Source organism: Pseudomonas corni, from assembly GCF_057128765.1.
This window is the reverse complement of the sequence record NZ_JBSKHW010000013.1, coordinates 1-15,510: the sequence shown is the minus strand read 5'-3', so window position 1 is coordinate 15,510 and position 15,510 is coordinate 1. Positions and strand designations below refer to the sequence as shown.

Here is a 15,510-nt window from a genome sequence, read left to right as displayed (position 1 = left end):
TCTCCTGGTCACAGACGGACTGTGAATTCACCTGGAAAATCATTGGCTGAATGCCTCTTTCAAGCGAGGCGCGATGGTGTCCAGAGGGCGAATCTCCTTGGCAGCATCAATGGCAGCGGCCGCTTTGGGCATGCCGTAAACCGCACAACTTTGCTGGTCCTGGGCGATGGTCAAAAACCCGCGCTGACGCATCAGCTTGAGCCCCTGAGCTCCATCACGGCCCATACCTGTCAACAAAACGCCCACTGCATCACCGTTCCAATAGCTGGCCACGCTCTCGAAAAACACATCGATCGACGGCCGATAAATTTCGTTCACCGGCTCCGCCGTATAAGCCAGCGTGCCGTTTTTCAATAAGCGAATATGGTGATTCGTTCCCGCCAGTAATACTTGGCCGGGCTGCGGCGGCTCTCCATCGCGCGCCAGTCGCACAGGCATGCCCGACGATGAACTCAGCCATTCGGCCATCCCTGCGGCAAACACCTGGTCAACATGCTGCACCAGGACGATAGCGGCCGGAAAGTTCACCGGCAGCCCTTTGAGCAGTACTTCCAGCGCTGCAGGTCCGCCGGCCGATGAACCGATCGCCACCAGACTGCGACGCTGTACAGCTTCACGCATTGGCACCGGGGCTGACTTCACCCGACTGTCACGCTGGCCGATGAGCCAGCCAATGTTCAGGATCTTGCGTAATAACGGCGCCGCCGCTTCCTTCGGATTGCTGCCGCCAATGGCCGGGGTATCCACCACATCCAGCGCGCCGTGGCCCATGGCTTCGAAGACGCGGTGCACGTTTTGCTCGCGGTCGACCGTCACAATCACGATGGCGCAAGGCGTGGCCGCCATAATACGCCGAGTGGCCTCTACCCCGTCCATCACCGGCATGATCAAATCCATGAGGATGACATCGGGTGTCAGCTCGGCGCAGCGGTCGACCGCTTCGGCGCCATCGCGGGCTACCCAGACCACTTCGTGCGTCGGCTCGAACGCGATAGCCCGGCGCAACGCTTCGATCGCCATAGGCATGTCGTTGACGATAGCGATCTTCATCCTTGCGCTTCTCCTATCAACTCAACGACGGCATCGAGCAGTGCATCGTCGTGAAAGCTGGCCTTGGCCAGATAATAATCGGCACCTGCGTCCAGCCCGCGACGGCGGTCCTCTTCTCTGTCCTTGTATGACACCACCATCACCGGCAAGGACTGCAGCCGGCTGTCGCGCCGCAGCAAGGTGACCAGTTCGATACCGTCCATGCGCGGCATGTCGATGTCGGTGATCAGCAAATCGAAATCTTCGGCGCGCAACGCGTTCCAGCCATCCATGCCATCCACCGCCACCGCCACTTCGTAGCCACGGCTGAGGAGTAATTTACGCTCAAGCTCGCGCACGGTCAGGGAGTCATCGACCACCAGCACACGCTTGCGGGGTACCGCGTTGGTCTGACGATTACGTCGATCGATGCGCTCCAAGCGCCCGGTATTGAGCAGTTTCTCTACCGAGCGCAGCATGTCTTCGACATCGATGATCAATACCGCAGAACCGTCATCCAGCAGCGCTCCGGCGGAGATGTCCTGCACCTTGCCCAGACGCGGGTCCAACGGCAGCACCACCAGCGTGCGCTCGCCGATAAACCGCTCGACGGCCACGCCGTACACGGCATCGCGCTCGCGGATCACTACCACTTTGAGCACGTCTTCGGCGCTTTGGCTTTGGGGTCGATTGAGCAACTGGCTGGCCGCGACCAGGCCGACGTGTCGCTCTTCGTGCCAGAAGTGTTGACGCCCTTCCAGCTGCACAATCTCGTCGGCCTGGACGTCGCGCATGCGTTCAATGTGCGCCAGCGGGAAGGCGTAGGCTTCTCCGCCCACCTCCACTACCAGGCTACGCACCACCGACAGGGTCAGCGGCACCTCGATATGAAAGTGGCTGCCTTCGCCCGCGCGCTGCTCAAGTTCGACGCCGCCCCGCAACTGACGAACCATGTGCAACACTGCGTCCAGCCCGACGCCGCGTCCGGACACCTCAGTGACTTTGTCGCGCATGCTGAAACCGGGCAAAAACAGGAAGCTCAGCAGTTCTTCTTCGCTCAGTTGGGATGCGGTTTCAACCGGCGATAATTTGCGCTCGATGATGCTTTGGCGCAGTTTTTCAAGATCGACGCCACCGCCGTCATCGATCAGTTCCACCACCAGCAAACCAGCCTGATGCGAAGCCTTGAGCTGGATCAACCCTTCGGCAGGCTTGCCCATCGCCAGCCTTTGCTCAGGGGATTCGATGCCGTGATCCACTGCGTTGCGCAGCAGGTGGGTCAGCGGCGCTTCGAGTTTTTCCAGTACGTCACGATCGACCTGGGTTTTCTCGCCATCGATCTCCAGCCGCACTTGCTTGCCAAGGGAACGGCCCAGATCCCGGACCATCCGCGCCTGGCCTGCCAAGACGTCAGCGAACGGGCGCATGCGACAGGCGAGCGCGGTGTCGTAGAGCAATTGCGCGCGCTGACCGGCCTGCCAACCGAATTCGTCCAGGTCGGCGGTTTGCTGGATCAATAAATGCTGCGCTTCACTCAACAGGCGGCGCGCTTCTTCCAGCGCTTTTTGCGCGTCGGGATCTACCGTTGCGTCAAGCAGCGCTTCAAGACTGTCGAGGGCCCTGCTCGCTCCGCTTTGGGAGCGTTTGACCCGCTGCATTGCTGCCAGATACGGCTTCAGGCGCTGGGTTTCCACCAGCGATTTGCTCGACAGATCCAGCAAGTTATTCAGACGCTCAGCCGTCACCCGCAAGACCCGTTCGCTGCCGGGAGCCGGGCGTTGCTCGCCTCGGGGCACAGCGTTTTTAGCGACGGGCTCAGGATCGGCCTCTGGATCTGGCGAGGTCGCCAATTGAGGCGCAGCAACCGGCAGCGCGGCATTTTGGCTGGGCGCGGGTGGCAGCGGCGCGGCGGGTGCCGGCGCTGATCCGGGTGAGACAGCCAGCAGCAACTGCGCGTTGGCCAGCAGCATTTCATCAGCCGACAGCGGTTCGCCCAGTGGCGTGGCAGTGGTCAGTGGAGTGAGCAGATCGTTCATCAGCGCCACGTAACCGTCGACGTCAGACGGCCCGACGCTGCTGGCACCCGGTGTCGCAATGCGCATCAGCAGGTCAGTGCCCATCAGCAAGGCGTCGATGTGTTCGGGCTGCAAGTGAAGCCTGCCTTCCTGGGCACTGACCAGACAATCTTCCATGACGTGGGAAACGCTGACGCCAGCGTCGACTCCGACGATCCGCGCCGCGCCCTTGAGCGAATGAGCCGCGCGCATGCAGGCTTCGAGCTGGTCGGCCTGGGTCGGGTTGCGCTCCAACGCCAGCAAGCCTGCACTCAATACCTGAGTCTGGGCTTCGGCTTCCAGAGTGAAGAGTTCGAACAGCGAAGCGTCACGCATCCAGTCGGGGGTCATGTGAGGCTCCGGTTCACAGCAGACAGCACCTGCGCTTCATCCAGCAGGCGCAAGCTGCGTTGCTTCCACTGCAAAACGCCTTGGGTGAACCTGGCGGTGGCGTGTTCACCTGGCGCAGAGGCAGCGTCCAGCAGTTGTTGTTCCATGGCGTGAATACCATCGACTTCGTCTACCGGCACTACCACCGGCCCGCCTTCGGCAGCGACGATCAACATGCGCGGCATGATCCGGCCCGAAGGCGCCACGCCGCTTGCAGTGTCGAGCCCAAGCAATTCCACCAGCGAAATACAGGCAACCAGCGCGCCACGCACGTTGGCCACGCCCAGTAGCGCCCGCGAGCGTTGGTGCGGCAGTGAATGAATGGCCTGCAGGTTTGCTACCTCCACCAGACAGCGGGTCGGCAGCCCGAGCCATTCTTCCCCGAGGCGAAACACCACAATCGAACGGGTCTTGATTTCGCCCGGCAGGATGCTCGACTGCACCACCGCGCGGTCCTGCACCGCCAGGGCGTAGCGGTCCAGCAGCCGGGTGGCCGCCGCCGAGTACACCGAGCAGTTGCGGCAATGAATGTGCTCGACCAGCAACGGACACGAACGGTCGCCGTGGATGCCAATCCGGTTCCAGCAATCATCGATGGTGTGCGCGTCATCGGTGACCATCAATTCGCTGTGCAACTGGCTCATCGATTGCGTCCTTCTTTATTCATCCCGCGCGCAGCACGCTCCTGCAACCGTCTGGCCCCGGCCACATCGCCCTGGCTTGCGAGTAATGCAGCCATTTGCGCCAGCGTTTCGGGATGCTGCGGCTCCAGATACAGCGCTTTGCGATAAAAACCCGACGCCTGAGCCGTGTCGCTCGCGACTTCGCTGAGCAGACCCAGCCAATAGAACACCGTCGCCACCGGTTCGTGCTGCTTCAAGTAGCGTTCGCAGGCCGCTTTGGCGTCAGCGGTCTTGCCTTCGTTGGCCAGGCTGCCGATGGTGGCGAGCAAGGTGTTGGCGTCGCTGCTGGGCGCACTCGCGATGGGCGTTTTGATCGTCGAGAAGGGTTTGACCGGCGCTGGAACTTGCGTGCGAAACGGCATCGAGACCGGCGCTTTGACGGGCAACCTGGCGCGCTCGGCTATCGGCCAAGTGGCAGCAATGACGGGTAGCTCTATCGCCACTTCAGAGCGACGCCGAAAGGCAAACGACTGCGCTATGCCGATGGAACTCATGCCCATGCGCCCCAGCAAACTGCCTTCGGCGGGGCCGATGAACAGCACGCCTTCCTCGCGGGTCATGCGCTTGAGAGCCTCAAAACCGAGGCGCTGGGTTGGCACGTCGAAATAGATCAGCAAATTGCGGCAGAACACGAAATCGTAGGCCGACTGGGCCAGCGGCATATGCGGGTCAAGCAGGTTGCCGGGCTGAAAATCCACCCGATCGGCCACTCGTTCATCGAGTCGATAGCCTTCTTCGACCGGCTGAAAATAACGTTCACGAAAGCTCAACTGATCGCCACGAAACGAGTTTTTGCCGTACACGCCACGCCGCGCGCGCTGGATCGAAAGCGGACTGATGTCCACCGCATCGACCTTGAACTGCCCCGGCGCCACGCCTGCATCGAACAGCGCCATGGCGATGGAGTACGGTTCTTCACCGGTTGAGCATGGCAGACTGAGGATACGCAATGGCCTTGCACCGCCCAGCTCCGCCAATCGCGCCAAAGCCAGTTTGCCCAGCGTGGCGAAGGATTCGGGGTAACGAAAAAACCAGGTCTCGGGGACGATCACTGCTTCGATCAGCGCTTGCTGCTCGTCCGCCGAGCCTGCTAGCAATTGCCAATAAGTATCGTTGTCCGCCGAGTGGGAGGCGGTGCAGCGCTGGCGAACGGCACGCTCGATGATCGCCTCGCCCACCGACGCCACGTCCAGGCCGATGCGATCCTTGAGAAACGCGAAGAAACGCGAGTCTTCGCTCATGGCATCGCCTCGAACGCTTCAACACTCAGCGGCTGGGACGGAAACAGCAGTTCACGTACCGGTTCGTTGAGCAGGTCCTGAACGCGGATCCACTGCAACAGACCGATCTCGTCTTCGCGCACTGGCCCCAAGTACGGCGCCTGACGGTTGTCCACGCCGTAATCCTTGAACTCGGCAGCAGCGCAACGCAGGGTGTCGGTGGCCTGCTCCAGAATCAACCCGAGCAGTTGCGCCCCTCGTTCTGCATCCGGCCGGTAATGCACCAGCACCAGACGGGTGCTGGTGCGTGATTGCGCGGGATGACCAAACGTCAGCGCGCTCAGGTCGATAACCGGGATGACCGCGCCGCGATGAGCGAACACACCGGCAACCCAATGTGGCGCCTGGGCGATGGGTTTGAGCGCCAGCCGAGGCAACACTTCGGCCACCTCCACAGCTTCCAGCGCATAACGCTCGGCGCCAATCCGAAACAGCAGAAACAGCTTGTTCTTGGGCAACACGGGCGCCCCGCGTCTGGCTGAGTGCTCGATCATCGATCCGACTCAGACCTTGAATCGCGAAACGCCGCCGCGCAGCCCGATCGCCACCTGGCTTAGCTCGTCGATAGCAAAACTGGCCTGGCGCAGGGATTCCACAGTCTGGCTGCTGGCATCACCCAGCTGCACCAGCGCCTGATTGATTTGTTCGGCGCCAGTGGCCTGAGCCTGCATGCCTTCGTTGACCATCAGCACGCGCGGCGCCAAGGCCTGCACCTGATGGATGATCTGCGAAAGCTGCTCGCCCACTTGGGTCACTTCGAACATACCGCGGCGCACTTCTTCGGAAAACTTGTCCATGCCCATGACGCCTGCGGACACGGCGGATTGAATCTCGCGCACCATTTGTTCGATGTCGTAAGTTGCGACCGCGGTCTGATCGGCCAAGCGACGCACTTCGGTGGCAACCACGGCGAAACCACGGCCGTATTCGCCGGCTTTTTCCGCTTCGATGGCGGCGTTGAGCGACAGCAAGTTGGTCTGATCGGCCACCTTGACGATGGTCACGACCACCTGATTGATGTTGCCCGCCTTCTCATTGAGGATCGCCAGCTTGGAGTTCACCAGGTCTGCGGCGCCCATCACCGAATGCATGGTTTCTTCCATGCGCGCCAGACCTTGCTGGCCGGAGCCTGCGAGAATCGACGCCTGATCAGCGGCGGAGGTGACTTCTGTCATGGTGCGCACCAGATCACGGGAGGTGGCAGCAATTTCCCGGGAAGTCGCGCCAATCTCAGTGGTGGTGGCTGCGGTTTCCGTGGCGGTGGCCTGTTGTTGCTTGGAAGTGGCCGCGATTTCGGTGACCGAAGTGGTGACCTGCACCGAAGAACGCTGCGCCTGGGACACCAGTGCCGCCAGTTCGGCGACCATGTCATTGAAGCCGGTTTGCACTGCACCGAATTCGTCTTTGCGGTCCAGGTTCAAACGGCTGCTCAGATCGCCCGTGCGCATGGTGTCGAGGATGCGCACGATCAACGTCATCGGCGCCAGAATCGTGCGCATCAGCAGCAGCCCGCAGGCGCCTGCCGCAAGCACGGCCACCAACAGGGAAACGCCCATGCTGATCTTGGCGCTCTGCACCGAGGAATGGATGGCCAGGGACGCATCGTCCGCAACTTTCTTGTTCATCAAAATAATGTCATTGAGCTGACGGCGACCGTCAATCCAGACAGGGCTCATGCGCTCTTTGAAGATCTGCCGCGCAGCAATGAAATCGTTGGCCTCGTAGGCACGAAGCGTGTCATCGAGCGCTTTATTGAAGACTTGGTGCAGCTTCTCGAAATTGTCGAAACCGGCCTGATCGGCTGCGTCGAAGATGGTTTTGCGATAGTTGTTCATCTGCGCGTTCAGGCGCGTTTCGAACTCTTGGTACTGATCCCTTTCTTCCTTGGTCAGCGGACGGCCTTCGTCTTCGCCGAGCAGCTCAAGGGTGCGCAGGTAACTTTCGACCCAGGCGCTGCGGGTCAAAGTGCTGTAATAAACGCCGGGAATGGCATCCTCACTCACCGCCTCCGAACTGGACTCAATCGATAACAGCCGGGTGTAAGCCACCACTACCATCAGCAGCATGATGGCGATGATCACAGCAAAGCTCGCCAAAATCCGTTGACGCAACGTCCAGTTCTTCACAGTCAGCCCTCAAGAGTTCAACGCCAGCGGCCACGCCGGGTTCAAGAAGCGGACCGATCAACGGTCCAAAGCGAGCGGGAGTATAGCCCAGCGGCTTACGCACTTACCGGACTGTTTCTGACCTGTTTTGCTGACTTTCCGACACGGATATCAGACGCTTCTGACAAGTTGTCGGCATGAAGGGGAGTTGCTTTAAGAGTGGGTGCGGGGTTTCTGATTCTCGGCCCAGCCCTTGGGACCTAACCGCGATCAACGGCGCAACCCCGTTGGAGCGAGGCTTGCTCGCGAAGCTTTTGATTCTGGCCGCAGGCCGCACACGAATCGGAATGTGCCATCGAACGCTTTTGATTCTGGCCGAGGCCGTAGGAGCGTTGCTTGCTCTGGGCCGCATCCGGACGATCTAGCGCGCAGCGGCAGTAAACCAGTGCATGCGGTGTGTCAGGCGTAAACACGGTTTGCAGGTTTTGGGGCCGCTGCGCAGCCCATCGTCGGCAAGCCAGACTCCTACGCGCTCCGCGCAGAAGCAGATCTGTGGCGCTACCCGTTTTTGATTCTGGCCGCAGGCCGCACACGAATCGGAATGCGCCATCGAACGCTTTTGATTCTGGCCGCAGGCCGTAGGAGCGTTGCTTGCTCGCGATCTGCTGCGCAGCGGCAGTAAACCGGTGCATGCGGTGTGTCAGGCGTAACACGGTCGCTAAGTTTTGACGCCACTTCGCAAGCCCATCGCGAGCAAGTTCACTCCTACAGATTGCGAGCAGCGCGCTTATTGGGCTTGTCGGACCTGGGTCTCCAGTTCGGTCTTGAGCGCAGGATCAAGCTTGAGTTGCTTGGCCAGTTCATCCAGGTAGGCGCGCTCCATGAAATGCTCTTCGTCGACCATCATCACGCTGGCGATGTACATCTCGGCGGCGATCTCCGGCGTTTTTGCTGCGCGGGCCACGTCGGAAGGGTCCAGGGGTTTGTTCAGTTCGGCATGCAGCCAGTGCTGCAATTCCTGATCGCCGGTCAATCGGGTGAATTCGCCTTCAATCAATTCGCGCTCACGGTCATCGACGTGGCCGTCTGCCTTGGCCGCAGCAACCAGGGCGCGGAGGATGGCTTCACTGTGCAGTTCAACCTGCGCGGGTGGCACGCGGTCGATAGTCTGCGGTTCAGTCTGCGGCGCGCTGCCTTGATTGGCCTGCCAGTTGCCATATGCCTTGTAGGCAATTACCCCGAGGGCGGCCAATCCGCCGTAGGTCAGCACCTTGCCGCCCATCTTGCGCGCGCTTTTATTGCCCAGCAGCAGGCCCATTGCCCCCGCGGCTGCCGCGCCGCCACCTGCGCCGGACAAGAAACCGCCAAGATTGCCGCCACCCACTTTGCCAAGCAGATCACTCAGGCCGCCCTGGCCGCCGCTTTTGTTTTGAGATTGACCGGCACCGCCTGCCTTGTTCTGTAGCAGGTCTTGACCGGATTTGAGCAACTGATCCAACAATCCACGGGTATTCATAGGAGTTCTCCTGAGTTGTCGTCGGAAAATTCAACGGCTCGCAGATTAAAACGAACAGCTCATGGGCTGTTCTCAGGAGTGCTTCCAGATGTTGCTATCACGTAATGGCCCTTTGATTAAAACGATATAGACTCATCGCATCCGACAAAAACAAGCGCATAGCCCCGTCGATAAGGCCATTGCGCCAGATTCGTCACTTCACACTGCCCCGACCATAATTTGAAAAAGAGGGAACCCCATGTCAGTGCACAAGACCACGCTGTTAAGCGCTGTAATCACCGCATTGTTCGCCAGCGCCACATTGCAGGCCGCTGAAACGCTCAAGGCTGTCGGCACTGGCGAAGGCCAGCTCGATATCGTGGCGTGGCCGGGTTACATCGAGCGCGGTGAAAGTGACAAGGCGTATGACTGGGTGACGGGCTTCGAAGAAGAAACCGGGTGCAAGGTCAACGTCAAGACCGCCGCCACTTCGGACGAAATGGTCAGCCTGATGACCAAGGGCGGCTATGACCTGGTGACCGCTTCCGGCGACGCTTCGTTACGCTTGATCGCGGGCAAGCGGGTACAGCCCATCGATACCTCGCTGATCCCCAACTGGAAAAACCTCGACCCGCGCCTGGTCGGGGGCCAGTGGTACGTGGTCGACAAGCAAACCTACGGCACGCCGTATCAGTGGGGCCCGAACGTGCTGCTGTACAACACCAATGTGTTCAAAACCCCGCCGGTGAGCTGGAGCGTGGTGTTCGAGCCTCAGGACCTGCCCGACGGCAAGCCCAACAAAGGCCGGGTACAGGCCTATGACGGACCGATCTACATTGCCGACGCGGCGCTCTACCTGAAAACCAAACAGCCTGATTTGAAGATCGAAGACCCGTATCAATTGACTGAAACCCAGTACAAGGCAGTGCTCGATCTGCTGCGCGAACAGCAGCCGTTGATTCACCGTTACTGGCACGACGCGACTGTGCAGATGAGCGACGTGAAGAACGAAGGCGTGGCTGCTTCCAGTTCGTGGGGCTATATGGTCAATGGCCTGCAGGCGGACAAACAGCCGGTGGCTTCGACCATCCCGCAGGAAGGCGCCACGGGCTGGGCGGACACGACTATGTTGCACGCCGACGCCAAACATCCAAATTGCGCCTACAAATGGATGGACTGGTCGCTGCAACCGAAAGTCCAGGGCGATGTAGCGGCGTGGTTCGGCTCGTTGCCGGTGGTGCCTGCGGCGTGCAAATCCAGCGAACTGCTTGGCGCCGAGGGCTGCACCACTAACGGGTTCGACCTGTTCGAGAAGATCGCTTTCTGGAAAACCCCGCAGGCCGAAGGCGGCAAATTCGTGCCGTATAGCAGGTGGACGAAGGACTACATCGCGATCATGGGTGGGCGTTGATTCTGTTCATCAAGCCGGGCACCACATAGCCATGTGGGAGGGAGCTAGCTCGCGATTGCGGTAAGTCAGTCGGTACGTCTTCGGCTGAGCGAACGCATCGCGAGCAAGCAGCAGCACTCCTGCGGTCTTCGGCCAGAATCAAAAGCCGAAGCGCGCGGAGGACCACTTTGATCAATCGCGCAAATCGGACTCATGAATCGGCTGATCGCGATGAGTTGCCCGCTGGTATTGCGCTGGCCAGATCGCTTTTCGACCGCCCAGATCGTCATCGGCGTGCAGCGGCCAGTAAGGGTCACGCAGCAGCTCGCGGGCCAGCAGGATCAAATCCGCCTGCCCAGTGCGCAAGATGTGATCCGCCTGCGCAGGTTCAGTGATCATACCCACGGTACCACTGGCAATTCCGGCCTCTTTCTTCACGCGCTCGGCAAAGCGGGTCTGATAACCCGGCCCAACGGGAATCTCCGCATGGGCTGCCGTGCCGCCTGACGACACATCGATCAAGTCCACGCCCAAGGCTTTAAGGCGACGAGCCAGCTCCACGGTTTCATCGGGATTCCAGCCGTCTTCCACCCAATCGGTGGCCGACACCCGCACGAACACTGGCAACTCTTCCGGCCAGACGGCACGGATCGCTTCGGTAACTTCAAGGGTCAGGCGAATGCGGTTATCGAACGAGCCGCCGTATTGATCGCGGCGCTGATTGCTCAACGGCGACAGGAACTGATGCAGCAGATAGCCGTGGGCCGCGTGAATTTCTACCACCTTGAAACCGGCGGTCAGCGCACGCTTGGCGGAATCCACGAACGCTTGAATCACGTCCTTGATCTGCGCTTCATCCAGCGGCGTTGGCGCCCTGTGATTAGGATCGAAGGCGATAGCCGATGCGCCCCATGACTGCCAGCCGCCCTGGTCCAGCGGCACGCTGCCCTGCTTACCCAGCCATGGCCGCCACGTGCTTGCCTTGCGACCGGCATGCCCCAACTGAATGCCCGCGACGGCGCCTTGAGCGGTGATGAAACGGGTGATGCGCTGCAAGGGTTCGATCTGATCGTCATTCCACAGCCCCAAGTCCTCGGGGGTGATGCGACCATCTTCTGTTACAGCGGTGGCTTCAGTAAAAATCAAACCGGCGCCGCCAACCGCGCGGCTGCCCAGGTGTACCAGATGCCAGTCATTGGCCAGGCCATCGACGCAGCAGTACTGACACATCGGAGACACCGCGATGCGGTTTAACAGGGTCAGTTGGCGAATGGTATAGGGTTCAAGCAGCAGGCTCATGGGGACCTCTCAAGTGGAAGAATCGGGTTCCAGGCACATTGTCTTTTCAGAACATTGAGCCTAGTCGACAACTGCCTTTAAGAGAGGGTTCAGCGCATCTTGCACTGCTATGATCAGCGCGGCGACAGGTGCGCCACCAGAAGCTGAACCGTTTCATTTCCCCGGAACTCATTGAGGTCCAGCTTGTAGGCCAATTCGACCCAGCGAATGGTCGGGTTGGGCCACACTTCGCGATCAACGCTGAACGCAATACCGTCGAGCTTCACCGTGCCGCATTCGGTCTTGAGCACCATTTTCAGATGCCGTTCGCCGACGATACGCTGCTCAACCAACTGAAAGACGCCGTGAAACAGCGGCTCCGGGAAATGCTGTCCCCAAGGCCCGGCATTGCGCAGAGCGCGCGCCAGCTCCAAATGAAACTCTTCGACCGCCAGCGTGCCGTCCGACAATAACCGACCGGTAAGGTCTTCCTCATTGAGCTGGCGGCGCACTTCGGTATCGAAGGCTTCGGCGAATGCCTGGAAATTTTCTTCCGGCAACGACAACCCTGCCGCCATCGCGTGCCCGCCGAACTTGCTGATCAGCTCGGGGTGCCTTGCGGCGACAGCATCCAGCGCATCGCGAATATGAAAACCTGGCACCGAACGCGCCGACCCTTTGAGCACGCCCTCCCCCGCACTGGCGAAAGCGATGGTCGGGCGGTGATAGCGCTCTTTCATGCGTGAAGCGAGGATGCCGATAACCCCTTGGTGCCACTCGGCCTCGTAAAGACAAAGGCCAAAGGGCATTGATTCGATCGGCAAGTCCTTGAGCTGGGCCAACGCTTCGCGCTGCATGCCCTGCTCGATGGATTTGCGGTCCTGATTCAACTCGTCCAGTTGCACGGCCATTTCTCGCGCCTGGATTTCGTCTTCACATAGCAGGCATTCGATGCCCAGGCTCATGTCATCCAGACGACCGGCGGCGTTCAGCCGAGGCCCGATAATGAAGCCCAGATCGGTGGAAGTGATGCGCGATGCCTCACGCTTGGCAACCTCCAGGATTGCCCGCAGCCCAGGCCGCGCACGACCGGCGCGGATGCGCATCAAGCCTTGATGCACGAGGATGCGATTGTTGGCGTCCAGCGGCACAACGTCCGCGACGCTACCCAGCGCAACCAGGTCCAGCAGCTCCCCGAGATTAGGCTGCGCCTGACCATTGGCCGCGAACCAGCCGATGTCCCGCAGCCGCGCACGAAGAGCCATCAGCACGTAAAAAATTACACCGACGCCGGCCAGCGCTTTACTCGGGAAAGTACAGCCCGGCTGATTGGGATTGACGATAGCGTCGGCCGCCGGCAGCTCGTGGCCCGGCAAGTGGTGATCGGTGACCAGGACTTGAAGCCCCGCCGCCTTGGCCGCTGCCACGCCTTCGACACTCGAAATGCCGTTGTCCACGGTCATCAGCAGATCAGGCGTGCGCTCCAGCGCGACCTGGACGATTTCCGGGGTCAGGCCGTAGCCGAATGCGAAGCGGTTAGGCACGAGATAATCGACATGAGCGGCGCCCAGCAAACGCAAACCCAGCACGCCGACGGTGCTTGCCGTGGCGCCATCGGCATCGAAGTCGCCGACGATGAGGATGCGCTGGCGTTGTTGCAGCGCGATCACCAGCAGGTCCACCGCAGCGTCAATGCCCTTGAGCTGCTGATACGGAATCAACCGCGCCAGACCCTTGTCCAGTTCTTCCTGCGAAAGCACACCGCGGGCGGCGTACAGGCGAGTCAGCAAAGGCGGTAGATCGCCAAGAAAAGGCAAGGTGTCGGGCAACAGACGAGGTTCGATGCGCATTCGGGTTCCGCTTGGTTTTCAGGTACTCATTTCGCTGTAACGACGATATGCGGCGACGATCAGCCGCGCTCGCCGGCCAGCCACTGCAACTGCACTTCGTGTTGACCGCGATCATCGGTCACAAAGATGGTGCCTTCGCTGATCATCACGTCCCACTTGATGACGCGGGGCATATCTTTGGCCAGGGTTTCGAGCACTTCTTGCGGGACCGAGGCGATGTTGACGTTCTTCAACGTCTTGATCGCCGGGATCACTTTGCCTTCCCAGACACGCAGACTGCCATAGGCCAGCAGGCTGGTACGCTCAGTGCGCCGTGAGCACCAGGTCAGACGGTCGGCGTCAGGCTGGCCGACTTCGATCCAGTGCAAAACCCGATCATCCAGGCTTTTTTCCCACAACGCGGGTTCGTCTACGTCTGACAGACCACGGCCAAAAGACAGATGCTCGTTGTACCAAAAGGCGTAGGCCAGCAGGCGTACAGTCATGCGTTCTTCGGTTTCCGACGGGTGCCGGGCGATGGTCTGTTTGACGCTCTCGTAGACCGAGCGATCAAGGTCGGTGAGATTCAATTCAAACTTGTAGGTCGTGGACGGCTGGGCCATGAACGGGCTTCTGAAGATAAAGAAAGGCGGCAAGTCTAACCGATGCGCCACCATTGAACGACCGAACTCGCAGCATCGGGCGACCGGCTGGCGCAAATAGAGCGTGCCGGGTGCTGCGAGCAGTGCTTTACTCACGCGAAGGTTACGGCTGTTAAGCAAATGATCCACATCAGCGATACCCTTTAGCGAAATCCTGGGCCAGGAGATCTCAGGGGTGCACTTACCGTGTTGTCAGTAATCGCTCGCCTGGGATCGGCGTTCGCTTGATGCCTTTTGATTTCGGCCCATTTTTTTAAGGATTACAGCAACGGATGGTCTATCGATCCTGGGGGTCCGCCCGGCCTTGTCTATTTGCTTTGTTGTTCATGACGGCGCTCTTCACAGCGTTGCCTCGTGAGAGCCAGGCCAAGGACACGTTGGTCTGGGTGCTGCGTGACTTCCCGCCGCTCAACATTGTTACCGGGCCGTTGAAGGGTCAGGGCGCCATCGACAAACTGATGCCTGAACTGATCGCACGGATGCCCGAATACGATCACCAAATCGTGCACGTTAACCGCGCTCGCGGGATTCAGATGCTTCAGGACCCGGAGATTTTCGCCTGTGATCCGACGCTGCTGTGGACGGCCGAGCGGGCAAAAACCATTCTGTTTTCCATCCCCACCTACGCCACGCCGGGCAATGGCCTGATCACCGAGCGCAGGGATCATGCGCGGTTTGCGCCTTTCGTCAGCGAAGACGGGCACATCGATCTGGCGGCTGTATTGACCAGCAATTCGGTAAAGGTCGGCATTGTCGCCGAGCGCAGCTACGGGCCGGTCATCGACAAGGTGCTGCACCAATCCGCGCAAGACAACCTGGTGCTGCATTACGGCAATGCCGCCGTTGGCAGCATGTTGCAGATGGAGCGAATGGGGCGTTTTCAGGCGCTGATCAGTTACTGGCCGGAAGCGCGCTTTCACGCTCAACAACAGGGAGTCCCACTCGATGAACTGGAATTCTTCCCAGTCAAGGACGCCCCAAAATATCAGTTCGCCCACATCGGCTGCTCCAACAGCGTGAAAGGTCACCAGGCGATGGAAATCATCAACCGGGAAATGCGCGTGCTGCGCGTCACCAAACTGATTGGCTTCTATGCAGAATGGATGGCCAAGCGGGAAGAATATCTGCAGGACTCGAAGACGTTTTTTGCGGATCAGTGACCCCGTACCTGTAGGAGCGAACTTGTTCGCGAGGCTTTAAACATGACGCGCAATAAGATCGCCTCGCCAACAAGTTGGCTCCTACAGAACCGCGCTATCTGACGCACCTCGAACCTGTAGGAGCGAACTTGTTCGCGAGGCTTTAAACATGACGC

12 protein-coding genes are annotated in these 15,510 nt (G+C 60.0%); 2 read left to right on the top strand and 10 right to left on the bottom strand.

Going from position 1 to position 15,510, the window contains the following annotated elements:
* Positions 1 to 39 precede the first annotated feature (39 nt).
* From cheB to ACWKV9_RS19350, 7 genes are all read right to left on the bottom strand, one after another.
* Entirely contained in the window at positions 40 to 1,050 is a 1,011-nt protein-coding gene (gene cheB / locus ACWKV9_RS19380; RefSeq protein WP_483837753.1) for a chemotaxis-specific protein-glutamate methyltransferase CheB, read from the bottom strand.
* A complete protein-coding gene (locus ACWKV9_RS19375; protein ID WP_483837752.1) occupies positions 1,047 to 3,434 on the bottom strand; it encodes a response regulator in 2,388 nt (795 codons plus the stop codon). The genes cheB and ACWKV9_RS19375 overlap by 4 nt, the downstream gene beginning before the upstream one ends.
* Positions 3,431 to 4,117 (bottom strand): chemotaxis protein CheW, encoded by a 687-nt coding sequence (locus ACWKV9_RS19370; RefSeq protein ID WP_483837751.1) that lies wholly within the window; start codon positions 4,115 to 4,117, stop codon positions 3,431 to 3,433. Before ACWKV9_RS19370 ends, ACWKV9_RS19375 begins: the two co-directional genes overlap by 4 nt.
* Positions 4,114 to 5,397 (bottom strand): CheR family methyltransferase, encoded by a 1,284-nt coding sequence (locus ACWKV9_RS19365; protein WP_483837750.1) that lies wholly within the window; start codon positions 5,395 to 5,397, stop codon positions 4,114 to 4,116. Before ACWKV9_RS19365 ends, ACWKV9_RS19370 begins: the two co-directional genes overlap by 4 nt.
* Positions 5,394 to 5,930, bottom strand: coding sequence for a chemotaxis protein CheW (locus ACWKV9_RS19360; RefSeq protein WP_483837749.1), 537 nt, complete (start codon positions 5,928 to 5,930; stop codon positions 5,394 to 5,396). The genes ACWKV9_RS19365 and ACWKV9_RS19360 overlap by 4 nt, the downstream gene beginning before the upstream one ends.
* A gap of 9 nt (positions 5,931 to 5,939) precedes the next feature.
* Positions 5,940 to 7,562, bottom strand: coding sequence for a methyl-accepting chemotaxis protein (locus ACWKV9_RS19355; protein ID WP_483837748.1), 1,623 nt, complete (start codon positions 7,560 to 7,562; stop codon positions 5,940 to 5,942).
* A gap of 766 nt (positions 7,563 to 8,328) precedes the next feature.
* Positions 8,329 to 9,057, bottom strand: a complete 729-nt coding sequence (locus ACWKV9_RS19350) for a tellurite resistance TerB family protein (protein ID WP_483837747.1) — start codon at positions 9,055 to 9,057, stop codon at positions 8,329 to 8,331.
* Between the two features lie 238 nt (positions 9,058 to 9,295).
* Here ACWKV9_RS19350 and ydcS point away from each other — a divergent pair, with 238 nt between their 5' ends.
* Positions 9,296 to 10,447 carry a putative ABC transporter substrate-binding protein YdcS gene (gene ydcS / locus ACWKV9_RS19345; RefSeq protein ID WP_483837746.1) on the top strand — a complete coding sequence of 384 codons (1,152 nt, stop codon included), beginning with the start codon at positions 9,296 to 9,298 and terminating at the stop codon, positions 10,445 to 10,447.
* A 171-nt stretch (positions 10,448 to 10,618) separates the two neighbouring features.
* Here the strand turns inward: ydcS and ACWKV9_RS19340 are convergent, their stop codons facing one another.
* The 3 genes from ACWKV9_RS19340 to ACWKV9_RS19330 form a co-directional block, all read right to left on the bottom strand.
* Entirely contained in the window at positions 10,619 to 11,725 is a 1,107-nt protein-coding gene (locus tag ACWKV9_RS19340) for an NADH:flavin oxidoreductase/NADH oxidase (protein WP_483837745.1), read from the bottom strand.
* A 113-nt stretch (positions 11,726 to 11,838) separates the two neighbouring features.
* On the bottom strand, positions 11,839 to 13,554 hold the full coding sequence (gene recJ / locus ACWKV9_RS19335; protein ID WP_483837744.1) for a single-stranded-DNA-specific exonuclease RecJ: 1,716 nt from the start codon (positions 13,552 to 13,554) through the stop codon (positions 11,839 to 11,841).
* Between the two features lie 59 nt (positions 13,555 to 13,613).
* Positions 13,614 to 14,156 (bottom strand): YaeQ family protein, encoded by a 543-nt coding sequence (locus tag ACWKV9_RS19330; protein ID WP_483837743.1) that lies wholly within the window; start codon positions 14,154 to 14,156, stop codon positions 13,614 to 13,616.
* 365 nt (positions 14,157 to 14,521) lie between these two features.
* Between ACWKV9_RS19330 and ACWKV9_RS19325 the strand changes: the two genes are divergently transcribed.
* Positions 14,522 to 15,355 carry a TIGR02285 family protein gene (locus tag ACWKV9_RS19325; protein ID WP_483837742.1) on the top strand — a complete coding sequence of 278 codons (834 nt, stop codon included), beginning with the start codon at positions 14,522 to 14,524 and terminating at the stop codon, positions 15,353 to 15,355.
* The last annotated feature ends 155 nt before the right edge of the window (positions 15,356 to 15,510 follow it).